The organism is Siminovitchia acidinfaciens, from assembly GCF_003605385.1.
GTDB lineage: Bacteria > Bacillota > Bacilli > Bacillales > Bacillaceae_C > Siminovitchia > Siminovitchia acidinfaciens.
The window spans coordinates 15,491-40,815 of sequence record NZ_QYTV02000008.1; the positions used below are offsets into that span (position 1 = coordinate 15,491).

Annotated in this window: 24 protein-coding genes; 16 read left to right on the plus strand and 8 right to left on the minus strand. The window is 35.9% G+C overall.

All coding sequences use genetic code 11. From position 1 onward, the window contains the following. The first annotated feature begins 708 nt into the window (after nucleotides 1-708). On the plus strand, nucleotides 709-1,293 hold the full coding sequence (locus D4T97_RS15600; RefSeq protein ID WP_126051696.1) for a hypothetical protein: 585 nt from the start codon (nucleotides 709-711) through the stop codon (nucleotides 1,291-1,293). A gap of 893 nt (nucleotides 1,294-2,186) precedes the next feature. Here the strand turns inward: D4T97_RS15600 and D4T97_RS15605 are convergent. Further along, nucleotides 2,187-2,420, minus strand: a complete 234-nt coding sequence (locus D4T97_RS15605) for a hypothetical protein (protein WP_126051697.1) — start codon at nucleotides 2,418-2,420, stop codon at nucleotides 2,187-2,189. 193 nt (nucleotides 2,421-2,613) lie between these two features. Next, a complete protein-coding gene (locus D4T97_RS15610; RefSeq protein WP_126051698.1) occupies nucleotides 2,614-3,903 on the minus strand; it encodes a hypothetical protein in 1,290 nt (429 codons plus the stop codon). A 725-nt stretch (nucleotides 3,904-4,628) separates the two neighbouring features. Between D4T97_RS15610 and D4T97_RS15615 the strand changes: the two genes are divergently transcribed. From D4T97_RS15615 to D4T97_RS15640, 6 genes are all read left to right on the plus strand, one after another. Continuing rightward, nucleotides 4,629-6,599 carry an ATP-dependent nuclease gene (locus D4T97_RS15615; RefSeq protein ID WP_126051699.1) on the plus strand — a complete coding sequence of 657 codons (1,971 nt, stop codon included), beginning with the start codon at nucleotides 4,629-4,631 and terminating at the stop codon, nucleotides 6,597-6,599. A 4-nt stretch (nucleotides 6,600-6,603) separates the two neighbouring features. Then, the gene (locus D4T97_RS15620) at nucleotides 6,604-8,388 is read left to right on the plus strand and encodes a UvrD-helicase domain-containing protein (protein WP_126051700.1); all 1,785 of its coding nucleotides are present in this window, start codon (nucleotides 6,604-6,606) and stop codon (nucleotides 8,386-8,388) included. Between the two features lie 167 nt (nucleotides 8,389-8,555). Then, on the plus strand, nucleotides 8,556-8,828 hold the full coding sequence (locus tag D4T97_RS15625; RefSeq protein WP_126051701.1) for a hypothetical protein: 273 nt from the start codon (nucleotides 8,556-8,558) through the stop codon (nucleotides 8,826-8,828). A gap of 694 nt (nucleotides 8,829-9,522) precedes the next feature. Further along, nucleotides 9,523-10,020 carry a YehS family protein gene (locus D4T97_RS15630; RefSeq protein WP_126051702.1) on the plus strand — a complete coding sequence of 166 codons (498 nt, stop codon included), beginning with the start codon at nucleotides 9,523-9,525 and terminating at the stop codon, nucleotides 10,018-10,020. Between the two features lie 248 nt (nucleotides 10,021-10,268). After that, nucleotides 10,269-11,252 carry a tRNA dihydrouridine synthase gene (locus D4T97_RS15635; protein WP_126051703.1) on the plus strand — a complete coding sequence of 328 codons (984 nt, stop codon included), beginning with the start codon at nucleotides 10,269-10,271 and terminating at the stop codon, nucleotides 11,250-11,252. 548 nt (nucleotides 11,253-11,800) lie between these two features. Further along, the gene (locus D4T97_RS15640; RefSeq protein WP_126051704.1) at nucleotides 11,801-11,995 is read left to right on the plus strand and encodes a YwbE family protein; all 195 of its coding nucleotides are present in this window, start codon (nucleotides 11,801-11,803) and stop codon (nucleotides 11,993-11,995) included. 431 nt (nucleotides 11,996-12,426) lie between these two features. Here the strand turns inward: D4T97_RS15640 and D4T97_RS15645 are convergent, their stop codons facing one another. Then, nucleotides 12,427-12,738 carry a winged helix-turn-helix transcriptional regulator gene (locus D4T97_RS15645; RefSeq protein ID WP_126051705.1) on the minus strand — a complete coding sequence of 104 codons (312 nt, stop codon included), beginning with the start codon at nucleotides 12,736-12,738 and terminating at the stop codon, nucleotides 12,427-12,429. Between the two features lie 139 nt (nucleotides 12,739-12,877). On the opposite strand from D4T97_RS15645, the gene D4T97_RS15650 reads away from it, so the two are divergent. The 6 genes from D4T97_RS15650 to D4T97_RS15675 all read left to right on the plus strand — a co-directional run bounded on the left by D4T97_RS15650 (nucleotide 12,878) and on the right by D4T97_RS15675 (nucleotide 18,238). Further along, nucleotides 12,878-13,282 carry a DoxX family protein gene (locus D4T97_RS15650; RefSeq protein ID WP_126051706.1) on the plus strand — a complete coding sequence of 135 codons (405 nt, stop codon included), beginning with the start codon at nucleotides 12,878-12,880 and terminating at the stop codon, nucleotides 13,280-13,282. A 10-nt stretch (nucleotides 13,283-13,292) separates the two neighbouring features. Then, the gene (locus D4T97_RS15655) at nucleotides 13,293-14,144 is read left to right on the plus strand and encodes a VOC family protein (protein ID WP_126051707.1); all 852 of its coding nucleotides are present in this window, start codon (nucleotides 13,293-13,295) and stop codon (nucleotides 14,142-14,144) included. A gap of 16 nt (nucleotides 14,145-14,160) precedes the next feature. After that, nucleotides 14,161-15,222, plus strand: coding sequence for an LLM class flavin-dependent oxidoreductase (locus D4T97_RS15660; protein ID WP_408021619.1), 1,062 nt, complete (start codon nucleotides 14,161-14,163; stop codon nucleotides 15,220-15,222). A 76-nt stretch (nucleotides 15,223-15,298) separates the two neighbouring features. Beyond that, entirely contained in the window at nucleotides 15,299-15,847 is a 549-nt protein-coding gene (locus tag D4T97_RS15665; protein WP_408021621.1) for an NADPH-dependent FMN reductase, read from the plus strand. 59 nt (nucleotides 15,848-15,906) lie between these two features. Next, nucleotides 15,907-16,545: an NAD(P)-dependent oxidoreductase gene (locus tag D4T97_RS15670; protein WP_126051710.1), complete on the plus strand. Its 639-nt coding sequence runs from the start codon at nucleotides 15,907-15,909 to the stop codon at nucleotides 16,543-16,545. A gap of 835 nt (nucleotides 16,546-17,380) precedes the next feature. After that, on the plus strand, nucleotides 17,381-18,238 hold the full coding sequence (locus D4T97_RS15675) for a pyridoxamine kinase (protein WP_126051711.1): 858 nt from the start codon (nucleotides 17,381-17,383) through the stop codon (nucleotides 18,236-18,238). Nucleotides 18,239-18,524: 286 nt separating this feature from the next. Here the strand turns inward: D4T97_RS15675 and D4T97_RS15680 are convergent, their stop codons facing one another. Continuing rightward, nucleotides 18,525-19,610: an acyltransferase family protein gene (locus D4T97_RS15680; protein WP_126051712.1), complete on the minus strand. Its 1,086-nt coding sequence runs from the start codon at nucleotides 19,608-19,610 to the stop codon at nucleotides 18,525-18,527. A gap of 262 nt (nucleotides 19,611-19,872) precedes the next feature. Between D4T97_RS15680 and D4T97_RS21140 the strand changes: the two genes are divergently transcribed. Beyond that, on the plus strand, nucleotides 19,873-20,004 hold the full coding sequence (locus D4T97_RS21140) for a MerR family transcriptional regulator (protein WP_126051810.1): 132 nt from the start codon (nucleotides 19,873-19,875) through the stop codon (nucleotides 20,002-20,004). Between the two features lie 172 nt (nucleotides 20,005-20,176). Here D4T97_RS21140 and D4T97_RS15690 read toward each other — a convergent pair whose 3' ends face one another. Then, nucleotides 20,177-21,646, minus strand: a complete 1,470-nt coding sequence (locus D4T97_RS15690; RefSeq protein ID WP_235872280.1) for an alkaline phosphatase family protein — start codon at nucleotides 21,644-21,646, stop codon at nucleotides 20,177-20,179. A gap of 367 nt (nucleotides 21,647-22,013) precedes the next feature. Here D4T97_RS15690 and D4T97_RS15695 point away from each other — a divergent pair, with 367 nt between their 5' ends. Next, nucleotides 22,014-22,409 carry a VOC family protein gene (locus tag D4T97_RS15695; protein WP_126051713.1) on the plus strand — a complete coding sequence of 132 codons (396 nt, stop codon included), beginning with the start codon at nucleotides 22,014-22,016 and terminating at the stop codon, nucleotides 22,407-22,409. Continuing rightward, nucleotides 22,399-22,782, plus strand: a complete 384-nt coding sequence (locus D4T97_RS15700) for an MmcQ/YjbR family DNA-binding protein (RefSeq protein WP_126051812.1) — start codon at nucleotides 22,399-22,401, stop codon at nucleotides 22,780-22,782. The genes D4T97_RS15695 and D4T97_RS15700 overlap by 11 nt, the downstream gene beginning before the upstream one ends. Nucleotides 22,783-22,891: 109 nt before the next feature. Here D4T97_RS15700 and D4T97_RS15705 read toward each other — a convergent pair whose 3' ends face one another. The 3 genes from D4T97_RS15705 to D4T97_RS15715 all read right to left on the minus strand — a co-directional run bounded on the left by D4T97_RS15705 (nucleotide 22,892) and on the right by D4T97_RS15715 (nucleotide 25,318). Next, nucleotides 22,892-23,137 (minus strand): hypothetical protein, encoded by a 246-nt coding sequence (locus tag D4T97_RS15705; RefSeq protein WP_126051714.1) that lies wholly within the window; start codon nucleotides 23,135-23,137, stop codon nucleotides 22,892-22,894. Between the two features lie 417 nt (nucleotides 23,138-23,554). Further along, on the minus strand, nucleotides 23,555-24,526 hold the full coding sequence (locus tag D4T97_RS15710) for an alpha/beta fold hydrolase (protein WP_126051715.1): 972 nt from the start codon (nucleotides 24,524-24,526) through the stop codon (nucleotides 23,555-23,557). A gap of 192 nt (nucleotides 24,527-24,718) precedes the next feature. Further along, nucleotides 24,719-25,318, minus strand: a complete 600-nt coding sequence (locus D4T97_RS15715; protein WP_126051716.1) for a DUF6241 domain-containing protein — start codon at nucleotides 25,316-25,318, stop codon at nucleotides 24,719-24,721. Nucleotides 25,319-25,325 lie beyond the last annotated feature (7 nt).

Below are 25,325 nucleotides of genomic sequence, written 5' to 3' on the forward strand. Positions count from 1 at the left end.
TCTTATTTCCCTTATGCAACATTCAGGGAGAACTCCATTTTAACTTGCGAAAAAAGGTGAAAAAAAAGCTGAAAAAGAGGCGGGAAAACCGTCATTTTTGAATCAAAAAACCCCCATTTTGGGGGTTCCGCAGGAAATCTTTATTTTAACGGCAACGAAGGAATGCGGGTTGAGGGCGGGTGAAATGAGAGGAGTTTAATATGGTTGTACATAGGAGAGAGAAGAATTGAAGGGGGGTTTGTAATATTTCATCCATAAAATAGGAGATAAGATGCACTATTTATCTGTTGCCTTACAATGGAATTTAGCAAAGAGTCTAAGAAATATAAGTAATCTCTATTTGCCTCCCTCATTTATAGCTCCTCCCTCTACTAAAAAGTCGGTACCCGCTTAGCAGGGGGGCTGGCCAAATCTACAGAATATCCAGGCTATCTCCGGGTCACTTTCAGTTCTAATTTAAGCGTAAAAATGAATTGAGGCTGGTTCCGAAACGAGCTCGGTAATTTCCTGATGTATGCTCAGTTTATTACCCATTTGGGCTATCCGGAGCCAACCCATACAGCCCAAATCCCATACTCGCCAAGTTCATCAATGCTTACAACACTTTCCCCTAAGGCCATAAAATATTAAGTAAAAAGCGAAGGGATTTTTGCACTTATCATGGAATATTAATTGTAGAATAGGCATAACAAAAGGGGGGGGGATGATATGGGGCTTTTCAAGCTGATGTTTGGAGTAGCAAAAAAAATGGATAAAGAAAGAGAGAAAGAATTTAATAGAAAGCTAAAGCATCAAAAAAAACAAGATCAAATAGAACAACAGCAGAATCAAACAAGGCTTTTGCAATTGGTAGTTGAAAATATAACAGAAATGGTTTCGACTCAAGAGGAGTGGAGTGATTCTTATAACTTTAAGAACCAAGCCTTAGACTATATTGGAGTAGATGGAATTGACGAAAGTGATGTGGATAAATATTTTGCCGTTATTGATGATATCGTTCACGACACCAAGACCGCTTATGAAAAGATAAAACGGGTTGCTGATGTAGTTGAGGTTCACGAAGTCACCCAAGAGTATTTGAAGAGCATCAAAGAACATATGTTATTGCAATTAGAATATATGATCAAGCATTATATTGGTGTAAAGAATTATGTTCAAGAGTATTTTAATAAAGGTTTTAATGAAGAATATATAAAAGAAGTCATTAATGAAGATTATCGAAAGTCCGAATCACATGCAGAAATTTGCCAATCCTATATCAATAAAGCGGTTCAATCCATACAAAATCTATAAAGAAGTTTGTCTTTCTTTCTTCCTTCCTTCCTTCTATCTCTATGGTGGGAGGTTTTTATTTGCAATGATGTAGAGGCGGATATACAAGGCTTTTTAATCAATTATTCTGACCATGCGTCTTACTTCAATTTTCATCAACCCACATGAATCGATTATAGGTTTGGCTCTCTCATTCCGAATGAAAAAGATAGAGGGCTACTGTTTCACTTGGTTGAAAAACACACGAATATAAATTATAGAAAAGATAGAAGTGATGATTCAAACAAATATGAAACATCACATTACCTTAAAAGTGAGAATAACAGATTCGGGCTGGATCCAATACGGATTCAGTCTTTTTCTTTTGGTTTAATATTTCTTCAATCCTTTGCCAGTACCCATGACTTCCAATTTCCTTTTTTCATAACAGAAATTAAGTTGGTATTTAAAGTGGATTGAGCCCTTATTAAGTATATCTTTATGTTTATTTTTCTTTTCTATTCCAGGGAAAAGCTCCTTTATCTCGGCGGGATGCTCCGTGTAACACAGGATATTTTAGAGGGAATAATAGATACTTCCCAGTTTGTAATCATAAATCCCGTTTTCTGTATTTTAGGCAACAGAAAACATGGGGGGTTGGTCAAATTCCACTAGGTATTCATCAATTTTAATAGAATCATAAATTTCATTTTCTATAAAATATCCAATCTTGTTATCAAAGACGGAATTTTCCTCTGCTAAAGTCAATCCAGCTTTTTGTAATAAATCACGAGTTTCTTCAATATCTAATCGTAATGCTATTGCAAAGCAAAGAAGTTTTTGTTTTGACGGTTTTATTTTATTTTTAATAACTTTATTCTTATAGAATCGGTCAATACCAAATTTATCAAGGTCAATAGGGTAATTATTTTTTTTTAAAAAAAAAGGGATTGCACGTATTCCCCTAATGTTTGGGCACTTTTTACTCTTTTAACTCTCTGCTCTAGGACTCCAAAAAAATTTTTCTTAGGGGGTGCTTGATTATAAAGTACTGTTGGGTCATTTGAAAAAATCTGTTTTTCTAGGTTCTTTATAGCTTTAAAAAGTCCATTGGTCTCGATATATATTTTCAGTTCTTCTTTAACCTGCGGATCCATATGTTTCTCCATAAATATTCCTCCAAAAAAACTCAATGTGACTTGCCACGTCACCTTTTATTTCCATTGACTTTATACAATAGAATCATAGAACAATGAATTCAAGGAGAAAAATCAGAGTGAGTCCCATCAAATAAATGAAAATTGAACGCTATCTACTTTGTGGAGATTCAGAAAAGGGGTAGGTAAGTCCTACTCCCTTTTGTTAATTGACTTGTTTTAATCTATATACAGCGGCTATATTATCCATTGCATCATATTCGATTTGAAGATTAACTGGCCCAACAATCGAATCCTCATCATTACTTTTCAATTGGACAATATGCTGGTTGACTGCCGACATGTTATTATTAATGGTTTTGTAATGATATGATAAATGCTTTTTAATTTCTTCTTTTTTATTATTAACTGTTTTATTTCTTCTGAAAATTGCATCAAGAGCAAGGTTTTTATCCTTTAAGATGTTTTCAAATTGGTTGCTGTACTCGGTTAATTGTTTATAATAATTTTCAATATCTGCTAATCTATTGATATTGACTTCTGAATTATTTCCTAAATCATTAATAATTTTTAAGCAGACCGACATAACTTCTAAATTACCGTATCCTAATAATACTTTTTGTTCAAACGAAGATGTAAGCTCTTTAATTTCATTAACAATTTTATCCAAGCCAAACTTTGCCTTTTCCTTGATGAGGGAAGCATTATTTATTAAAAATGGTAGTTCACGCAAAACAGACTCTATTTCATTGTAGGATGTTGATGAAAAATCTTCGATTTTTATTAAATAAGCCTGTAATTTTTCATCTTGGTTAAGAATACTTGGTAAGATGGATTTTAAATAACGGATATTCCCTTGTATTTTCCCAAATTTATCATTATTGTATTGGCGAATTAATGTATCAATCTTTTGATCAATAACAGTTAATTGCTTATTTATTTTATCTAAATGCTCTTGAGCAGTAATAACAGTCATTACACCTAAAACTGCATTCGATAATTGAGCAGGGTTCACTTTTTTTATGTCTTTAATTTCTAACCAACCATGCTTATTTATTTTATTTTTATTATCAATAGCAATCGGCCTAAACTGATCCGCAGAGCCTTTTTTCTTCATTATACTAAGTTCTCCTGATTTTATTTTTTCGAGAACCTCTTCACTAAATTTAACTATTACCTTCTTTTCACTTTTTACAATGTCTTTGGCACTTGGCGAGATTTTAATTACTTCTCCAATGTGACTTTTTAGATTATCTGTTAAAGTCAAGGGTTCTGGCTGACGGTATAAAGTTAGATCTGCTGATTTAAAACTTTCTATCTTCCAAGGAAGTTCAATTTGAAGAATATCTTCATTATCTAATTGTGGAAGAGAATCTCCATTATCTAATTGTTTATCACTTGATACTTTGCTTTTGTTATTGAATTTATTAAAAATAAAAAGGGTAATGATTATTGCTACTATGATCGCTGTAATTATTCCAAGTATATTTTCCATTTATATTTCCCTCCAACGTTAGATTAGTATTTAATATATATTGATACATATCGAGATTAATAATACCGTTGTAACGCATTTACCTCGATTGTTTCAGTAACTGTTCATGGAATAACCCCCGAACGAATTCCAGTTGTAGCCGTATTATATCATTAGTTTTTTAAACTTTCCTTCAATTATTCGGGTTCAAATAGCGTTTGGGTTCAGGTCGGTCTCAAATCCTTTTCAGTTGTATCCTTTCCAGTTTCAGAAAGTTCTCCGTCATCTACTCCGTATTCATACGAAAAGGAACGTAATTTTTTTATAACGGAAAATTGGATGGGTAGGGGAAGTAAGTGAGCCCTTTGGAAAGAAGGGGTTGAGAGGAGCGGGAGGAGGAGAGGGGAGTAGTAAACGGATAAGGGACAGGAATAAAGGTTTGAAAGGGATTTTAGTATAATAAATAGCGAAATGGTATAGGAAGATAAGTTAGGATGTGAATAAGAATGCTTTCAAAAATCTTTTTGGGGAGCTTTAGTTGATAATCCCAATGCCTGTGAAGGAACTGAAAGAAGCTAACACTACGATAATTTTGTATTGGTAGAAAGGGAGATTGCTCAATTCCAGAGTAATCTCTTTTTAAGTTTTTGCTCATTGATTTAAAGTATACAAAATTTCAACTTCCTTTATGTTACGATATTATTAGGTGACTATTATCAGATAATGCTGAAAAAGGGGGATTTATAATGTTTATATCAAGATTGAATATTAATAACTTTAGATGTTTTGATGAAATCGAGATTGAATTTAATGAAGGAATGAACGTATTAATCGGTTCTAATAATGCTGGGAAAACTACAGTTATCAAAGCGTTAGAACTTATATTTAACCGTACAAAGTCTAAGACCCTAACTATAGATGATTTCAATAAGAATGTGGATATCTCCATACCTCCTGAGATTACCATTACTGCCACATTGCAATCTTCTCAAAATGACACAAAAGATGATAAAGCTATTGTAGCTAGTTGGCTCACGAAATTAATTACGCCATGGGAAGCAACTCTTACATATAGATTTTATCTTCCTGAACAAGAACATAAAGCATATCAAGAACAATTTGAAAAAATAACAAATAAAAAAGACCAGTGGGCTTTTTTAGAATCAACTTTAAAACGGTATGTGTCAAGGATTTACGGAGGTGATATTCGAAACAGACTCAGGGCAGAGGGAGAATATTTAGAAAAGATACACTGTGAGACTTTAGATGCCCTACGTGATGTTGAAAGTAAAATGTTTACGGGAAGAAACACGTTACTCAAACAGCTACTTCTACATTTTAAAGATAGCGGTCTTGAAAATAATCAAAATGAAACTACAAATGATGATGAACAACAATCACAAGAGGATTTATTTACGTACCACTCAGGAAAGTTAGTTGATAACTTAATTTCAAAAATAAATCAAGAAGAAGTCTTAGACTTTGCTGAAAAAACTGGAGCATCTATAGGAGGGACTCCTGCTTTAGAAGGTTCATTAAACGAAAGTGATGTATTGTCAGCTTTACGTCTAATTATTAAGGATCACACAGGTATAGAAATACCAATTATAAATAATGGTATGGGTTACAATAACTTAATCTATATCTCCTTAATTCTTTCGAAGTTTAAAATGATTACCTCAATAGATTACGGTGAAAATGCGAAGACTTTTCCAATTCTATTAGTTGAGGAACCAGAGGCCCATTTACACCCTGCCTTACAATATAATTTCTTAAAGTTTCTAAATGAAGAAATTAAAAATCAAACTTTCAGTAGACAAATTTTTATTAATACTCACTCTACACAAATTACTTCTGCTGTTGGTTTAGATCCAATAATATGTTTAGAAAAAAATAGTAGTGGAAAAGTTTCTGCTAAGTATCCAAGCAAAGTTTTCTCTGATAGTAAAGAAGATCAAAATTCTAAAAAATACGTTGAACGGTTTCTGGATGCTACTAAATCTGCCATGTTATTTTCAAACTCTGTTCTATTAGTAGAAGGAATGGCCGAACTTGTACTATTGCCTGTGTTAGCAGAAAAAGAAGGTTATGATTTAGACAAACACCATGTTTCACTTGTGAGGGTTGATGCACTTACGTTTAAGCATTTTATAAAGTTATATGGTGCAGGTACCAAACCTGAGAGATTACATTTTGCTTTGGAAAAAAGAGTAGGCTGTATTATTGACACTGATCCAAGGAAAATTGAAAGAAAAAAAGATGAAGTAGAACAAAAAAGAAGGAGCTGGAAAGGGTGCTGGCCTTTTGAAATAAATAGTGATCCCCAAAACTATGAATACAATAGTAAATCTGGTGCATTACTAAATTTGATAGAACAGCAGGAAAGCAGTACAAATGTTAATATTTTTTATTGCGAAGAAAATGGTAAAACATTTGAGTATGATTTAGCCTGGGAAAATTACCAATCTGATTTGCTGTTTGATGAATCAGTAGAAATTATTGAAATTCCAGAAATAATTCAAAGTGGATGGGAGAGTGAAAAGAAAGAGCGTGCTAAGATGGCTTCAAGTTTCCTTATGTATGCGGAAAAATGTAAAGGAGAAGTTGCTTTTAATTTAGCTACTAAGTTAGAAGATGAAGAAGCACGTTTAATTTTGCCTGCTCACATAACAAACGCACTGATTTGGGTATGTCATAAAAATAATGAAGGGAATTGAATTAATGGTGAAACCAAGAATAACTATTACTTCAGATGATAGATTAGAAGATATTGATAGTCCTTTCAAAGTAATTGCAGGGCCTGGTGCGGGGAAAACACATTGGCTTGTTGAGCATATTAAAAATGTACTTCTTAATTCTACTAAACTTTCTAATATATCTAAGATTTCCTGTATTACATATACTACTGTAGGTGCGGAAGAAGTTCTAAATAGACTAAAGGATAATCAGGACAAGGTTGATGTGTCTACTATTCATAGTTTTTTATACTCTAATATCGTTAAGCCATATATCCATCTTTTAAAAGATGAGTCAGGAAGAAAGTTGGTCAATATTTATGAAATGGATGGACACATTGAAAATGTAGCTACTAAAGGAAAGATTTATAAATGGCAAAGGGAAGTTAATAATGCAGGTTTTATAAGGGACCAAAAAAAGATAAAAAGGTGTTTGGAAAATATTGATTGGGTTCTTGATAATGGTACATTTATATTAAAACCACGAAATGAATATTTGAGAAGAATAGGAAGATATAGCATAAGATTAGAGGATTTACATATCTATAAAAAAATCTCTTGGGATGATGGGATTATTCATCATGAAGATGTTCTTTATTTTTCCTATAGGATATTAAAAGAGTTTCCAATCATTCTTGAACACTTAAGTGCTAAGTATCCGTACATGTTCTTAGATGAATTTCAGGATACCAACCCAATTCAGTCTGAAATAATTAAATGGTTAGGAGATACTGGAACAATAGTAGGTGTTATTGGCGATCCAGCCCAATCAATATACAGTTTCCAAGGGGCTTCAAGATCTGATTTCATAAACTTCTTTTTACCAAATCTCAATGAATATGTAATTGGGAATAATAGGAGAAGTGGGGAGAGGATTGTAGAAATCTTAAATCATTTAAGACAAGGTGATACAATAGCCCAGCGTTCAACTCATAATCAAAGCAATAATCCCATCTATTATTTTGAGTGTGAAAATGAAATAGCTCAAACGCTTTCGGATTTCCATAATTTAAGACGAGAGTTAGGAATGGGGCATGATTATTGTATTTTAACTCGTAATAATGATTCTGTAAAAAGACTTCAAAATATAGAAGTTACAGATGTCTGGACAAGTTTAAACGAGGCTGACTCGGACAGAGAAAGATTATTGAAATCGCTTATTACCGCTTATAAGTTAGTGGAAGATGGTAGGAATGAACTCGCTGTAAAAGAAGTGATACGTTCTCTAAAGACAGATAAAAACAATATATTAAAATCCCCATTCCAAGGAAGTCAATTTATTGATTCATTATCGAAAAGAAGTCTTGCTGTTGATTTGGTTGAATTCTTAATGAGTGAAATTAAACAATCATTTAATTTCACATTGTTAGTATTCTATCAAATACTTTATGAATTTCTGAAAGCAAAGGGATATAATTTAATAAAAATAACAAGAGGTAATATTAAAACACTATCTGAACAAATATCGATTCAGGAGTTAATTGAAAATCTTATTCTACCCGAAGAAAAATCTACAGATATAAGAACTATTCATAAAGCAAAAGGTGCAGAGTTTGAATCCGTACTCTTATATCTAGATGACGTTGAAGAGATAGAAAACATTATTCATCCAGAAATAAATTCAGAAAATGATGATACAAGAATTTATTATGTGGCTTTGAGTAGGGCAAGAGATTTACTATGCCTTGCTGGCCCTCCATTAACTAAGGTAAATAAAGAAAAAATTTCTGAGTTTAATATAATTGTTAAGAAGAAGTCTCACAATAATTAAACTAAAGAAGCAAAAATGGAATTGGAAAGCTTTTGAATAATAATATCACAGTTTTAAACATACATTATAAACTGCATTAGGATTAATTATATTTGATTCCTGTTAATTAGCTTTACATAGTGATCTTAAACGTTTATATATACGATTTAAAATGAGGAGATGATTATATGACTGAAACGACTTACAAACCGATTGTTGAATCAGAGTTTAAAGTTTCTGGGATATACTCAATATGCATTGACAGGTGTATAAAAATTGAAGACGGAGAAGAAAAAGGCGAGCAAGTAGTAATGAGGTATAAAAAGAACGGTCACAGGATTCCAAGGCAACCTGCATTTGATGAACTGAGTATTACTAAGGCAATAATTGAAGCCTTTAAACAAGGAGTGTTCTCTAAAGAATCGTTAGATTTGTTGAAGAAGGAAATTAGAGAAATATAGTAACAGAGGTTAGTATTTTTATACATAACTATTGAGATAATAGCTGTAGCAGTAAAAGGTAGAGACAATACGGTTTCAGAAGTAATTCCTATAGGTGACCTATTCGAATCATTTCAAAATAACGAAATGACTAAAATAATGAATCATAATATTACTGAAATAGTAAAAGATGTGAACCCTACTACATCGACTTGAAAATAAATTTTCAATACTCTTTTACTTTTTCTACTATGTCTCCCTAAAATAAACATATCTCAATCCGACCCCAAATTTCGTGATAATAAACATCTCCGAAACCGGGGTCTTTTTCTGTCTGAACCCTTGTCTTTCCTGGTCTTTCTCTTCTTTCCCATGGTCAACATTTTGAGAAATCTTAATTATAAAACCGATAAAATGCGAAAAAATAAGCGAAAAACAGGTGGAAAAGGCGTCAATTTCGAATCGAAAAACCTCCATTTTGGGGGTTCGGTAGGAAAACATTATTTTAACGGCAACGAAGGAATGCGGGTTAGGAGAGGGGTTTTTGAGAAGAGTAAAATATTAATGCACAGAAAGTAGGCAACTAACCCATTGGGGGTTGCCTATTTACTTTTTTGATAACCGATTTACGATGAGGTAGTATTAGATTAATCAATTGTTCAGTATCTTTGTTGGGACAGAGGATTGACACTATTTTCTTTGATGGAGGTCTATTGTGGATAATAACGATATATTAATTCGATTGAGATATGCGCTGGAAATTAAAAATAAAGAAATGGCAGAGATCTTTAAACTTGGGGGAGTGGATGTAACAGTGCCAGAAGTAATAAAGATTCTCACCAAATCAGACGAGTATGATGCGAAAAGTGACGAGCAAATAAAATGTAGTAACAGTATGTTAGATTCATTTTTAAATGGTTTTATTATTTATAAAAGAGGAAAACAAGAGCCCAAACTAGGTCAGTCTGATACGCCAGATCAGTCTATAAAGAAAAATGAAAATGTTAATAATCTCCTGTTAAAGAAGGTGAAAATTGCATTAGCATTAACGACTGAGGATATGCTGGTTATATTCGAAAATGCAGGAATCACGGTAACCAAAGGGGAGCTGGGCGCATTATTAAGAAAAGAAGGACATAAGAACTATAAAGAGTGCGGAGATAAATATGCCAGGAATTTCTTAAAAGGATTGGCGATGAAATACAGGGGATAAGCCTTAATATAGGTAATGAAATGATACATAACTACTTAGGTGAGACATTACGTTTAGAAATCAAGTAGTACACGATTTTCTTTGCACTTTTTATTTGTTAATATTAAGATGTTAATGATTAAAATTTACTATTGTTTGATAAAAAGTGCTTTAGCACGGTATAGGTGCAGTAAAAGCAGGGAGAACCTTGCTTTTTATTTTTGGGGACAAGGGCTTGCCCAGGTGTCCAATAATGAGAGGATTTGAATATGAAAGATAATTTTTGGCGTGATTTACCAAGGCCGTTTTTTATACTGGCACCAATGGAAGATGTGACGGATGTTGTTTTCCGCCATGTAGTGAGTGAAGCAGCCAGACCAGATGTGTTTTTTACAGAGTTTACAAACACAGAGAGTTATTGTCACCCACAGGGGACTCAGAGTGTGCGTGGGCGTCTGACATTTACAGAAGATGAACAACCAATTGTGGCCCATATATGGGGGGATAAGCCTGAATACTTTCGTGAAATGAGTATAGGTATGGCGAAACTAGGCTTTCGAGGTATAGATATCAATATGGGCTGTCCTGTACCTAATGTGGCACAGAATGGGAAGGGAGCCGGCCTTATCCGTCGTCCAGAAGTTGCGGCAGATTTAATACAAGCAGCAAAAGCAGGAGGCTTACCCGTAAGTGTAAAGACAAGGCTTGGCTACACGGATGTAGACGAATGGCAGGATTGGCTGACACACATATTGAAACAAGACATTGTCAATCTGTCCATTCATCTTCGTACAATGAAGGAAATGAGCAAAGTAGATGCTCATTGGGAGCTAATCCCGGAGATTAAAAAACTTCGTGATCATGTGGCACCAGGTACACTTTTGACGATCAATGGGGATATCCCTGACCGTCAAACTGGCTTGAAGCTCGTTGAACAATATGGTGTTGATGGGGTTATGATTGGGCGTGGTATTTTTAAAAATCCATTTGCCTTTGAAAAAGAGCCGAAAGATCCTAGCAGTAAAGAATTGCTTAATCTATTAAGATTGCATATGGATCTCCATGATAAATATTCAACCTTAGGGCTACGTCCATTCAAGGCTCTTCATCGGTTTTTTAAGATATATGTCAAAGGATTTCGAGGGGCGAGTGAATTAAGAAATCAATTAATGAGCACTGAGTCAACAGACGAAGTGCGTGCGATGCTCGATAATTTTGGATCAAAGAATCTTGATGCAATGGGGAAACAGTAGAATGATGTGCCCCCCCTGTATAAAATCGGGGGGCTTTGGTCCATTTCTTATGGTCCCAAACTGATTCATTCGGTGGTTTCCTTGGTTGCTTATTTAAGAGGATCAGGCCTTCCTCAGCTAACAGCCCACAATGCTCTTCTTTTACTGGAATGCCGATCTACGATGGTTTTATTATTATACCTTTTAATTTCATTTGTTTTTCTTCCCATTTGCTTTTATTTCTACTATGTAACCAAAAAATAAACTCTTCTCACATAAAATAAACATTTCCGATCCCAGCCCTGATTTTGCGAAAAAATATTATTCCGATTTCGGGGCTGTTTTGCTGCTGAATCCTTATATCAGAGATCTTTATTTAAAACCGAATAAAAGGTGAAAAACAGGCGGGAAAACGGGTAAAACTGTATCTTAAAAGTATATTAAGTGGGTTCGGGAGGAAATCTTTATTTTACGGCAACGAAGAATGCGGGTTGAGGGTGGTTGAATTGGGAAGAGTATATTTATAGTTGTACAGAAGTTGTCTCAATAAAAGATAGGGGAGATTTTTTATGCTAGGAACTAAACGAGAAAATATAAGGCAAGGCACGAAAGTAAAAGTTGTACAAAAACAAGACCAGCGTTCGGGAAAATTAACAGAAGGTGTGGTTTTGGACATATTAACTAACTCAGCCACTCATCATCATGGAATAAAAGTCCGGCTTAAAAGCGGCATTGTAGGGAGAGTAAAGGAGATACTGGAGTAGTATATACTCCAAGTTGATGTTTTTTTATATATCATTTTTCCCATTTTGGGATAAGTATCCAGCTATACGATTAAGCAATCATTCTATTTTTCAGCCGATGTTATATTAATAAAAACTTCGGGTAGTCCACTCAATAAGATTTAAAGTTAATATTCTCAATGCAATAATTAATTTCGTCTAACCCCGTTTTGTGAGAAGTCGGGGTCTTTTCTGTCTGATCTATCTAAGATATGGTAATGGTTCAATGAAAGAGCGTCATGGATTAACTCAGAAATAATAATAGAAACCACTAATAAGTAAGCCCCCAATCAAACACCGCCTGTCATAATTGCGAAATATCCAAATAGAAAAGACATGGACAAAAGTCATTTCAATAAGAAATGTCTCTGTTCATGTCTTTGTTCATTTTCCACCAAATTATTTTAGGGAACTCAGTCTTTTATCCAAAGCTGTGACCAGTTCTCTATGTCTCGAATGATTGGCTCAATTGAACGTCCTTTTTCAGTTAATGAGTATTCAATGACTACAGGCGTTTCAGGGATAACCTCACGTTTAACTATTTCTTTATTTTCTAAATCCTTTAAGCGATCAGATAGAACTTTTCCACTTATACCAATCGCAGATTGAATTTCATTAAAACGTTGTGTGCCGGATAATAATTGATAAATAACTAATGCGGTCCATTTTTGACTTAGAAGTGAGAGGGCTTTTTCAAACTTTGGACAAATAGTTGGCTGCGTCATTGTCTTTACCCCTTTTATTTATAGTGTACCACAATATATAACTTATTAATAAATATAAAATTGCTTACTTGACAAAACATAATAACTATAATAAATTAAGTTACATAAAGTAACCAACTGAAAAAAGGAGAGTAAAGAAATGAATAAAAACGAAATTGGGAAAGTTATTTTAAGAGTAATATTAGGCCTTACATTCTTCATTCATGGATTAGCAAAATTCCAAGATGGAATTTCAAATACAGTGGGATTTTTTGATATTCTTGGTATTCCAGGATTCCTAGCCTATGCAGTTGCTGTTATAGAGTTAGTTGGAGGTATTGCCTTAATTTTAGGAATTGGAACAAGGGTCATTGGCCTATTGTTTGCATTGATCATGGTAGGAGCTATTATTACAGCAAAACTTCCAGCTGGATTCCTTGGCAATGGTCAAATGGCAGGATATGAACTTGATCTTGCATTACTGGCAATGTCTATTTACTTTGTAATGGCTGATAAATCGGTATTATCTTTAGACCAAAAAATATTTAACTCAAATAACAACTAGGAGGTCTATGATGGTATTTCACAAAAAACCAACGACATTCATTGGGCATGTAAAAGTTAAGGTGGAAAATTTACAACGTTCAATAGAATTTTATAAAGATGTCCTTGGATTCGATATTTTAGAACAAACATCCTCTACCGCAAAACTCACAACGGATGGTAAGACAAGTATCTTATCACTTGAACAACCTGAAAATGTCATACCGAAACAGGGAAGAACAACAGGTTTGTATCATTTTGCATTATTGTTGCCAACAAAGTCAGACCTGGCTAATATCGTTGTTCATTTAGTCAATAATGACATTCGTTTTGGTTCATCGGACCATCTTGTCAGTGAAGCATTGTACTTACATGATCCTGATGGGAATGAAATTGAAATTTATATCGATAGAGATCCTTCTGAATGGAGATGGGAAGGCGAAGAAGTGGCAATGGCGGTAGATCCACTAGATTTTGAAACTCTATTAAACAATGTTGTACCTGGCAAGACCTGGAAAATGATGCCTGCTGCAACGGTAATGGGTCACATTCATTTACACGTGTCAGAACTAAAGAAGACAGAAGAGTTTTATGTAAATGGACTGGGAATGGATGTAGTCAATCGATATGGAGCGCAAGCCTTATTCCTTTCCTACGGAAAATATCACCATCATGTAGGGGTCAACACATGGAATGGCGTAGGGGCAAAAGCCCCGGCCAAAAATAGTGTAGGTCTTGAATCGTTTACGCTTGTTTTTGATCATGAAGAAGCTCGGAAACATGCAGTAATGAATTTAAAGCAAATTGGTGCGGACGTATTAGAAGAAAATGATCATTTTATTACTTATGATCCTTCTGGGAATCGCATCGAGTTAGCTGTATAAGATGGGAGGTATCCGATTGGCTGCTAAAAAAAGTGCCGGAATTGAAATCGGTATCTACACACTTGCGGATATTGGTACGGATCCCCATACAGGAAAGACGATAACGGCAAAGGAAAGAATAAAAGAAATCATTCAAGCCGCAAAACTTGCTGATGAGGCAGGACTAGATGTATTTGGAGTAGGAGAGCATCATCGTCTGGATTACGCTTCTTCTTCTCCTGCAGTTATATTGGCTGCTATTGCACAAGTAACAGAACAAATTGGATTAACAAGTACGACAAGTGTTTTAAGTACGCTTGATCCTGTTCGTCTATTTGAAGATTTTGCTACATTGGATTTGATTTCGGACGGCCGAGCTGAAATACTGGCGGGCAGAGGAGCATTTATAGAATCATTTCCTCTTTTCGGCTATGGTACAAACGATTATGATGAATTGTTTGAAGAACATATGGAACTCCTATTACAGCTGACTCAAAATGATACCGTCACTTGGTCGGGGAAGTTCCGTTCTCCTTTAAGGAATGCTGAGATTGCTCCAAGACCAGTACAAGAAAAACTACCCATTTGGATTGGAGTTGGAGGGACACCCGAGAGTGCTGTTCGGGCCGGAAGATTCGGGGTGGGGATGGCTTTAGCCATACTGGGTGGTAATCCAAAACGTTTTAAGCCGCTTGTTGATCTTTATTGTCAAGCTGGAATAGACGCTGGATATGAACCAGAAACATTGAAGGTTGGTGTAACCGGTCATGCTTATATAGCCAAGACAACCCAGCAAGCGAAGGAAGAGTTTTATCCTTACTACTCTAATTACTGGGAATATGTAAACCGTCAGCGTGGAATGGGGACAAGAATGTCAAGGGATGACTTCGAACAAATGGCTAGCCCGGATACTGCTTTGTTCGTGGGAAGTCCACAGCAAATCGTCGAGAAAATCCTTCAACAGCACGAACTCTTTGGGCACCAACGTTTCTTGGCTCAGTTAGATATAGGTGGCCAACCTTTTAAGAATGTAGCAGAAGGCATTGAATTGCTAGCAACAGAAATTGCTCCAATTGTTCGAAGAGAAACAAGTAAATAAACTTTTTAATAGGCGGTGTGAAAAATTGGGTATTATTGAAAGAATTTTTGGTAAACAGACTAAGGAGGAAGAAACAATGACTACAGAAAAATTAAACATTGGAATTATCTTAGGAAGTACTCGTCAAGGACGTGTGAGCCCACAAGTAGGTGAATGGGTAAAAGGACTTGCTGACAAACGTGGAGACGCAAATTATGAAATTGTAGATATTGCTGACTTTAATCTTCCATTTTTAGGGACAACCGATGGAACAGAGCCAGGTATTGCTGATTGGAATGCAAAACTGGCCAGTCTTGATGGGTTTGTATTCATTGTTCAAGAATACAATCACAGTATTACAGGAGCGTTAAAAAACGCCATCGATTTTGCCCGTGAAGTTTGGTATGACAAAGCAGCTGGTATCGTAAGTTATGGTTCTACTGGCGGGGCTCGTGCAGCTGAACATTTACGAGGCATTCTTGCAGAACAGAAAGTTGCGGATGTTCGTACACATCCAACATTGAGCTTGTTTACTGATTTTGTTGATGGGGCTGAGTTTAAACCACAAGAATTACATCTCGATAATGTAAATGCTATGCTTGATGAAGTTGTTGCTTGGAGCGGAGCATTAAGAACCTTACGGTAAACTTATATGATTACAGTAATCATTTTGGTTACTATATGTAATTATAGGAGGGTTGAAAATTGAAAATTGGTATTATTGGTGCAAGTGGTAAAATAGGAAGACTTATTTTGGAAGAAGCGGTTAGTCGGGGACATGAAGTAACAGCAATTGTAAGAGATGCGTCAAAAATTAAAGATAAAAGTGTTGCTGTCATAGAAAAAAATATTTTTGATCTTACATTAGAGGATGTAAAACCGTTTGACGTAGTGGTTAATGCCTTTGGTGCTCCTCTTGGTGAAGAGCAGGCACACGTTGATGCTGGACATGCATTAATTGAGGCACTAAAAGGAACTAATACAAGAGCAGTTATTGTAGGTGGAGCAGGAAGTCTTTATGTTGATGAAAATAAAACTATTAAGGTAATGGATACACCAGATTTTCCAAATATATTTTTCCCAACAGCTAAAGGGCAAGGGCGAAACCTGCAGGAATTACAAGAAACATCTGATATAAAATGGACATTTATAAGTCCTTCTGCGGTATTTGATCCGGAAGGAAAAAGAACTGGATCTTATCAGTCTGGAAAAGATCATCTTCTTGTGAATTCAAAAGGTGATAGTTACATCAGCTATGCAGACTATGCAATTGCAGTTTTGGATGAGATTGAAAATCCGCAACATATAAATGCTCGTTTTACAGTTGTTGGTGAAGCAGAATAAATCTTAAATCAAATAAAAATTTAAAGTACCATTAGTGTTTAGGATAATGGTACTTTTCTATTTGAATAGAAGAATGCGGGATTTTGAGCGGGGATTTATAGGGATTTTACTGTGGTTTTCAGAAGCAGGGAAGCTAATATAACCATCTCCAAGTATTTAATAAAAAGCTTTTAAAAATGATGAATCCGCCCAACATTATTTTTCCCCATCCATCATTAAATAAAGTGAAAGTGAATTTTACCTTGAGGGATGGATGGAAATGGCGAAGAGATACCGGGGGAAGACATTATGGAGACTGCCTTCGAGGGCCCGAGGAAAATGTCCACTGTGTGGAAAGACTAGAATTAAATTACCATATCCCCACAGAACCGAAGAAAATGAAATGATCAAGGTATGTAAAAATTGCCAAAAAAAATAATATAGCGTAGGGCGTATTTACCGAAGGTATTTTAGAAGAATTACTAAGCGGAAGGGCAAAGCCTCCCGTTTTTTTCTGTTGATAGGATTGATAGGATTTCTTCCGCAAATGCTTTGAATTAAAGCAGCAGTTCGTATGTTCATTTTAACCATATTTTTCCCACCTGTTAAAAACGAAAGGGTTGGAAAAAAGCTAGAGTAGCCATTGAGTATAAACATTAATCCTATAGTAACCGGTTGACCGAATCTAAAAATGGAAGAAGCTTTTTGGTGTAGAAGCAATTATAAAAAAATGCTTTTATATAAGGGAAGTTTGATAAGCGATCCTTGGTCATCTTGATCACTTCTCTTATGGATTTCCTCCACTTTTTTTGTGGTAAAATGGATACAGATATGGATTCACTTTTCGGAGGTATTTATGAAAAAAGTCGCTGTAATACAGGATTTATCATCTTTTGGTAAATGTTCATTAACAGCTGCCATTCCAGTTCTTTCGGTAATGGGGGTGCAGGCATGTCCTTTGCCGACAGCCATATTGTCCGCACAAACGGATTATCCAAGCTTTTTTTATGAAGATTTGACATCTAAAATGCAATTTTATGAAGAGGAATGGAGCAAGCTGGATGTAACCTTTGACGGAATTCAGACCGGCTTCGTTACTGGGAGAGAGCAAATCAATAATATTTTTCGTTTTTTAGATAAATTTTATAAAAAAGAAACGCTTTTACTTGTTGATCCGGTAATGGGAGATGTAGGTGAAGCCTATAAGCTTTTTACAGATGAAATGCTGGGACGAATGAGAGAACTTGTGAAGTGTGCGGATGTAATTACACCAAATGTTACAGAGTGCTGTCTATTAACAGGATTATCCTATGAAAAGTTACATAATTATTCAAATGAGAAGGACTTTTTGAAGGCGCTCGAAGAAGTTGGCCGCATTATGCAGCAAGAAACTGCTGCTCAGGTTATTATTACTGGCGTGAATCCGCCGTCAGCGGATACAGATAAGCAGTTTATTGGAAATATGTATTTGGACGGAGATCGAACGTATTATCGAGCTATGCCTTACAATGGGAAAAGCTATTCCGGAACTGGTGACTTATTTGCATCAGTGATTATGGGGAGCATGATGCGTGGAGAGGATCTTAAAAAATCCATTAAACTTGCAGAAGAGTTCCTGTCAGCGGCAATCAGTGATACGTTCCTTGAGCAAACTCCAGAGGTGGCAGGAGTTAACTTCGAGAAATATTTGAGAATGTTATTTATAGAACGATAAATATCGAATAGAGTTATTAATTCTTAGAAACATAATAGAATCAAGTGCTTGGTTCTTAAAACCGATTTAGCTTATTGTATAAATCCATAGCATTTATCCATTTCCTCCGGGACAGGTTTGTCTAATACGCTTCTGATGTCAAGGGTCTTTTTCAGTCTAAAAACCAAATTAAAAAAAGTTTATCAGGAAGTTTCGAACTTCGAGAAAACTTTATTTAAAGTTGGAAAAATAAGCGGCGTTAGCCCTGGAGACAGGGTTAACGCCGCTGGGATTCAGTATTGTTATTTCATCTATCTACAATAGAGGGGCTATGGCGAAAAGTGAACCCATGTTTAAGCTGTTTTCTCCACAAGTTCGGCCCGAACAGGTTCTTTTTTCCCTTTCTTACCTTACCAACAATGAATGAACCAAATGGCAGGTATGAAATCAATTTTATCGTTACAATGGAAGCCGCCAGTGAAACAACAAACAATAATATTACGCTGGCCAAGTAGTTTGAAAACATTCCGGCTACATGAGGCGCCAAAAGCCTTTGAAATTGCCAATGCAATAAATAAATCCCAAAAGAATAATTACTGATCAGATTGACTACCTTGCTTCCTGGCATTTTCTGTCCCCAAGCCAATACCGCTAAGCAGAAGGAAATGACCAACGGAAACAAGTCCATTCTTCTGGAATGGGTCCCCGTTATTAAACCGGAATCATACGAAAAATACACTATAGTGGCTGAGAGTGCAAGAAACATTAAGGTAAGCCAACGGTATTTCAATAGTGTTTTTGAAAGTGAATTGTAATATTTTCCTATAACGTATGCAACTGTAAAGTAGCCAAACCAAGCAAGGAACGGAAGTCTAAGAACATGTGAATAGCTATCAAGCTTAATGAGGCCTTCATTCATCATGAATAAATAACTGAACATCAATATTAGGCTTAGCGGCAGCATCCATTTCATTGAAAGCTTCCATTTGGTAACCAAATAATGCAGAACGTAAAATTGAAAAATGACAAGAATGAACCAACCGACAAAATTACCAGTCAGTATGTTTTCTGTGATTTTTTCATCTATCATGATATTGCTGTTGAAATACTTGGTCACAAGCGCATCAATTACTGCAAAGAATAAAAATGGAATCAATATATAATTCACTCGTTTTACCCAAAAGTTATCCGGCAATCGATTTGGATATCGATTTGCCAAAATCACAATGGACAAAACGATAAAGGCAGGTGTCGCCATACATAAAAGGATTCTGACGTAGTGGTAAAGTTCAACTTCTGGATGGTCAATCACCTTTGACATCTGTGTTGTACTATGAAGAAATAATATACATAAACAGGCAAGTGCCCGTAATAAATTCCATTCTTTTATCATATGGCACCTCCATAAGTTTGGACAGTACCAAAGTATAAGTCACTGCTATAACATCTTCAATATGGGAGTTTTGGCAGCGATGGGATTATAATGAAATCTTTAGAGTGAAATTTCCAGGTTTAAATCCCAAATAATAATGCTGATTGTTTTAATGCTTTGTAGATGTTCCATGATGTCGTTGTCCTCTTTTATAGTAACGTGATGTTGTACTATGAGAATATAAAGACATTGGGGTGAGAAAAGAACTACAAGGCAATATTCTATTGGTGAGATTGCAAAAATAACCGATGTAACAGTACGTACGCTTCATTATTATAATAAATTTGGGATTTTGCTTCTGTATTTTACAGAGCGATCGAAGATCTACGATGCAAAAATTGCATCATTAAAATAAATACGATTATCGTTACCTATTCAATCACTATTTTACTAACTATTGGGCAGCTAAGATAAGTTATAATTTTGTTAAGTTCTTTGTACGAAACAGCTAACAAATCGTTTGTCTAATCCTCTTGTTCCCAATGAACAATCGGGTGTAATTCCATAAAATGAATTACACCCGATTGTTAACTTTTAGATTGTTTAGAGACTATCCTCAGTATGAACTCTTTCATATCGACGTGACGTGGTAATGTTGGTTTCTCTGTAGTTCCTGCAATTACTAACGGGACAAGAGACTCTTGTTTGTGTAAGGAACCGTGTGCTGCACCACTGAGGTGGAATGGTGTGGACTGAGCTTTAAAGTCACAGCCAGGCTTAGCATTCACCACAATGAAACGCCCCGAATGGGAATGCAAGGCACTATAAACCCTAGCCAACGCATCTGGATAATCCCCATAGGACAATTTTTTGTCATTAGTTACGTTCAAATCAAGAAGATCATGATTTCCTTCCATTCTCCAGCTTTGGTTATATACATCCGTATATTCACCGGTTGGACAGTAATGCAATGAACCTTCTTTCATGCCGGAGGCGATGTGAACGGAGTCTTTTTCCTTCCAGGCAATAATGTCGATCCGTTGATCACTCTTTAATCGTTCGATAATAGAAGACATCGAAAGGTTTTTATCCAGCAGGTAAATATAAGCCATACGCTGGTTTACACAAAGGACTAGTTGGTCCTTCTCATGTACTTTGCGCTGAATTCGGGCGATACGATACTCTTTTAGTATTTTGCGCAAATCAATAATAAACTCCCGATACTTGGTTCCCGTGGAAGAGTGGCCGTTGTCCCCCATTACCATCCATACATTCCGGTTTAGAGCTTCTTTCCAGCTTGAATACATGCTCAATATTTTTTGAATTTCCCGATCAATTTTGGCAATGCCTTTTATATCCATTGGTCCCTTAAAATGTATGCGAAAGTCCATATCCTGAAATATACAGAATGTAAACCCTGGAAGGTTGTTCTTACGAATTAAATGTTGAAGCTCCCTAGTGGTATATTTATCGCTTCCAGCAGCTATTTGCGGTGTATAACCCCACGGCCGTAGTTTGGAAAAAAGACCTAAAGAAAAAATAGGTGGAGTATTGGTTATCCACTCACCATCTTCGAAGCGGGTCAATGTACTAAAGAGTCGAGGGACATGTAACCTCTTAGGCGTATTTCCACGATAGACGAAAGAATTAATAGAGGCGGAAGGGATCCCCATACTAGCCAAATCCTCAAAGATTGTAGTAACCTTACTGCTCAAGTGCTCATTATTTAGTCGATAGAGCATGTTATGAACGGACCGACGTATGCCTAGCCTGAAGGTTTCACGAAAACCGGTTCCGTAGTTAATGATTTCTTTTTTAGAGTCATCGAACCAGTTTAATCCAGGCACACGATGCTTGTCAGCATATGTACCTGTTAAAAGACTGCTATCAATCGTTACTGACATTGTTGGAAACGAACTGACCATATTGGAGAAATAACTACCGTTTTCTATTAGAAATTTTAAGGCGGGAGCACGTCCAGTTTGGACAGCCATCTCCAGCGGTTCGGGCATTAGTGAATCGATGTTAAGCAAGATTACCGGTTTTAGTTGACTCAAATTGTTTCATCCTCACGTACTCTCAAATTTAACCCAGGAAGCTGAAAAAAATGAAGGTTTCCTACGAGGAACTGTTTATGTTACGATGAAATACTCTATTTATAGTTTGTTTTTTAGTTTTTTTAATACTCTCCACTTTTTTCCTGTATAAGTAAGGCGTTAATGAAGTAATCGGTATTGGGATTGGAAGAAGCTTACATTTTTATTAGCGGTCTATTATTTTGACAAGACGAAAAGGAAATACTATATTTTTTATTATTAATTGTATATATTTCCATACCCTTTATAATATTAAATAGGGTTTTGTAAGCGAATTCAAAATATGTAGGTAATGGTTGTTTTTTTATAAAAAAATAGGAGGGGAATCATGGGTAGATTAATTCATTTCGAAATTCATGTGGATGACATGGAACGGGCAAAGAAGTTTTATGGAGAGGTATTCGGATGGTCATTTGAAGACTGGAGCGATTATGCGGGAATGCCTTACTTTGGAGCAGTGACGGGGGAGGCGAATGAACCAGGGATTAACGGTGCTCTGATGCAACGGCAAAGTGCTCCGCCGGAAGCAAACCAAGCTCTAAATGGATTTACTTGTACTATGGGAGTGGAAAATTACGATTCAACGGAATCTAAAATTATTGAGAATGGCGGTAAGGTAGCAATGCCCAAATATGCCCTTCCTGGAATGGCGTGGCAGGGATACTATATTGATACCGAAGGAAATATTTTCGGGATTCATCAGCCGGATGAGAATGCAAAATAATATGAAACCCCAAGACACGGCAGGTATGCTGGATAATGTGCGCAACATTTGTCTTGCACTGCCCGAAGCAGTTGAGCACATCGACGGTTTCGGTCACAACACTTTTAAAATCAATGGAAAATCATTTGTAATTTCAGGTGAAAACGAGAAAGGATTCGGCTTATCGTTCAAGTCAGATCGGGAAACTCAAGAAATATTGCTGCAGAAAGAGTGTTTTTTCAAAACACCATATATCGGGCATCACGGTTGGGTATCTATCCAAAATCCAGCCGGGGAAGTATGGGAAGAATTGACCGATCTAATTCAAGAAGCCTATTTACGTGCGGCTCCGAAGCGTTTGGTTAAGCAATGGCTTGATTTGCATAAAAAATAAAGAAAGGCAAGAAATCTGCCTTTCTTTTTTACGTTCCATTATTAGCTATACACGCCTCGTACCTGTGTAAATAGCTATTTAAAAAGACCGCCTAGGTCTAAAAATGACATTATTTAGACTGGAATTTTTCCTGAAGTTTATTATAATACCGCACACTAGTTATAGCACCTTCGTCCACCATTTCGGCGTCATCTATGTTCGAAGGCTTGCCCAAATTTTTAACATATGATGAATTTAACCTTTTTATTGCTTTATTAAGCTGTCCTTGTACTTTCCGACGATTCTCACTTTTTGACAGATACGCCGCACCGGTAACTACTCCGGCTACCCCAACTAATTTTGTGAATTTCCCCATTGAATCAGCATCCTTTCATTAGAATGTTAAACCAATGACCGTAATACCATTTACAAAACGTTTTTCCATCATTATTATCTCATATGGGTAGGTGAAAAGGAAATTAATCAAATTACTTCCCTCTTTGGGCGAGGGATACCCGCCGAGCGTGATTATTCTATTGAAGCGCATAGGTAAATACTTTTTACTCATGGTATCTTATAATAAAAAAAGAAATTCAAAGAAGCAGAAGTTATGTAATACTCATTACCAAGCAACATTCTTATGAATGGGTTAACGAAGAAGTCTTTCGAGTAGACTTTTTTACACTTTTTTTCGATTTCCTCAAATCTCTTCTCTCTTGATATGAATATGAGAGGGGGGAGTTGAGAGAGAAGAGCAGGAGGGGGATATGTTTTTTGTTTTTTTATCAATTCGTTATTCTGCTTTTTCCAATATCTCCAGTATGCTGTCAATCACAACCGTTGGTTGATCATGATGAATGTAGTGGCTGGAATGTTCAACGATGTGTCTCTGACTGTTGGTTGATAACTGAAGTAATGCATCTTGTGAGTTCTGCCAGTCTTTGTGCTCTTTTTCTTCGGCTCTGGATGAAAGAATTATTAATGGAAGATCTCCGAAACCTTCTTCTTGAACAAGTTTAAGCTGCTTTTCATCAGTTGTAGTCATAAATTTGATTTCACTTTTCTGGTCTTCGTTATAAAAACTGCGGTATAAAAATTCCTTCGATCTTTCATCAGACATAGCTGCTTCTGGAACAGGCAATATGCCTAAATCACCCATTAACCTCATAACGCCCAACTCCCTCAACGACTCTTGGAAAAATAAAGCCGAATCTGTTACTTCAGGACTTTTCCCTATAAGAGAGGAGTCCAATAATACCATTCCTGCCACTTGATTCGGGTAGCGGTGGGCAAATAGTTGCATGTTAAAACCACCAAAAGAATGGCCGACCAAAATGAATGGTCCCTCTTCATTTGAAACTTCTAACATTTTATGGAGATCGTTTATGATTTGCTCGCTGGTCCGATCATTATGCGCTTGGTCACTCCACCCGTAACCTGCACGATCATAGGTAATCACTCTAGTCGTTTTAGCCAATTCAGGTTGAATATATCTCCAATCCGAAACAGAAGAAGGGGTGCCAGATCCAGATTCTAATATTATTGTAGGAAGATCAGTTTTTTTACCCGTTGCGTACATATGGAGTTGATAATCACCTATATCAAACAATTCACCAACAGGCGGATATTTAGAAAAACTGGAATTGGATAAGAAAGATTGATAAATGAATGTAGAAACAAAAGCGAAAATTGAAATAATAGTCGTTAATATTAGAGCTTTTAGCCCCTTTTTTCTTTTTGATCTGTTTTCTAACTGTGCTTCCATTGCATCATCCACTCAATTCTTATTGGATTTGTCTGTATCCCGCTGATAGTTATGGAGATTTTAAAGGTCCTCTATTTAAAAACACCCTTCTTAAGAGTAGCTCATGGTTTAATTTGAATTTGAAGTTTAATCTGCTATTTTGATAAACCAGTACAAAAACTACTATAAGAAGAAAAATAAGCCTTGAAAGGCCTATCCCCACTGTTCTTTATGTTTCTTTAATCCTTCTTCACCATAAAAGTGCATGATGTATTGTTCTTCCTTTTCAAATGTCCTCTTTTTTATTTCGTAACCATATTCATCATCACCTGTTAAAACATTTTTTGCAGCCATGAAGTCTTTATCGATATCGGTAAAGTTTTCTTGGCTCCATTTATTCAGAATCTCTTCGAGGACAGGATCTGAGTCGATAGTTTTGGCTTTTTCTTTAAGAAAGGCAATGTTCTCTCTGGTAATCTGAGGGCGATGACGAATTATAGTTCCTGCTATCTCAAAGTTTTCATTTTCATGTAGTTTTACTTTCTGTAAAGCCATGGCCATTATATTACTGGCCAGGAACTCTTCGTCTTCAATCTCTCCCATTTCTGTAGCAATTCGTTCTCTTGCTTCTTCGGATAAAGAATATTCCTCAACGATGGGCGAGATTTTTGGTTCTGCATTTTCTTTTGTTTCCACTTGGGTATTGTTTCTGTCGCTTTGATTAGAATTTGCGTTTTCATCATTAGGTAATAATAGAATCGCACCTCCAACCACTATTGCCATTCCGAATATGAATATTAATATCTTCTTCATGTGCTTC

What these genes read in the sequence shown, in the direction of transcription:
- D4T97_RS15675 (WP_126051711.1), top strand. Translation starts at nt 17,381, where the DNA reads ATGAAAAAAGTCGCTGTAATACAGGATTTATCATCTTTTGGTAAATGT.
- D4T97_RS15625 (WP_126051701.1), top strand. Translation starts at nt 8,556, where the DNA reads ATGACTGAAACGACTTACAAACCGATTGTTGAATCAGAGTTTAAAGTT.
- D4T97_RS15620 (WP_126051700.1), top strand. Translation starts at nt 6,604, where the DNA reads ATGGTGAAACCAAGAATAACTATTACTTCAGATGATAGATTAGAAGAT.
- D4T97_RS15600 (WP_126051696.1), top strand. Translation starts at nt 709, where the DNA reads ATGGGGCTTTTCAAGCTGATGTTTGGAGTAGCAAAAAAAATGGATAAA.
- D4T97_RS15710 (WP_126051715.1), bottom strand. Translation starts at nt 24,526, where the DNA reads ATGGAAGCACAGTTAGAAAACAGATCAAAAAGAAAAAAGGGGCTAAAA.
- D4T97_RS15605 (WP_126051697.1), bottom strand. Translation starts at nt 2,420, where the DNA reads ATGGAGAAACATATGGATCCGCAGGTTAAAGAAGAACTGAAAATATAT.
- D4T97_RS15615 (WP_126051699.1), top strand. Translation starts at nt 4,629, where the DNA reads ATGTTTATATCAAGATTGAATATTAATAACTTTAGATGTTTTGATGAA.
- D4T97_RS15705 (WP_126051714.1), bottom strand. Translation starts at nt 23,137, where the DNA reads ATGGGGAAATTCACAAAATTAGTTGGGGTAGCCGGAGTAGTTACCGGT.
- D4T97_RS15635 (WP_126051703.1), top strand. Translation starts at nt 10,269, where the DNA reads ATGAAAGATAATTTTTGGCGTGATTTACCAAGGCCGTTTTTTATACTG.
- D4T97_RS15695 (WP_126051713.1), top strand. Translation starts at nt 22,014, where the DNA reads ATGGGTAGATTAATTCATTTCGAAATTCATGTGGATGACATGGAACGG.
- D4T97_RS15680 (WP_126051712.1), bottom strand. Translation starts at nt 19,610, where the DNA reads ATGATAAAAGAATGGAATTTATTACGGGCACTTGCCTGTTTATGTATA.
- D4T97_RS15640 (WP_126051704.1), top strand. Translation starts at nt 11,801, where the DNA reads ATGCTAGGAACTAAACGAGAAAATATAAGGCAAGGCACGAAAGTAAAA.
- D4T97_RS15650 (WP_126051706.1), top strand. Translation starts at nt 12,878, where the DNA reads ATGAATAAAAACGAAATTGGGAAAGTTATTTTAAGAGTAATATTAGGC.
- D4T97_RS15610 (WP_126051698.1), bottom strand. Translation starts at nt 3,903, where the DNA reads ATGGAAAATATACTTGGAATAATTACAGCGATCATAGTAGCAATAATC.
- D4T97_RS15665 (WP_408021621.1), top strand. Translation starts at nt 15,299, where the DNA reads ATGACTACAGAAAAATTAAACATTGGAATTATCTTAGGAAGTACTCGT.
- D4T97_RS15655 (WP_126051707.1), top strand. Translation starts at nt 13,293, where the DNA reads ATGGTATTTCACAAAAAACCAACGACATTCATTGGGCATGTAAAAGTT.
- D4T97_RS15645 (WP_126051705.1), bottom strand. Translation starts at nt 12,738, where the DNA reads ATGACGCAGCCAACTATTTGTCCAAAGTTTGAAAAAGCCCTCTCACTT.
- D4T97_RS15715 (WP_126051716.1), bottom strand. Translation starts at nt 25,318, where the DNA reads ATGAAGAAGATATTAATATTCATATTCGGAATGGCAATAGTGGTTGGA.
- D4T97_RS15700 (WP_126051812.1), top strand. Translation starts at nt 22,399, where the DNA reads ATGCAAAATAATATGAAACCCCAAGACACGGCAGGTATGCTGGATAAT.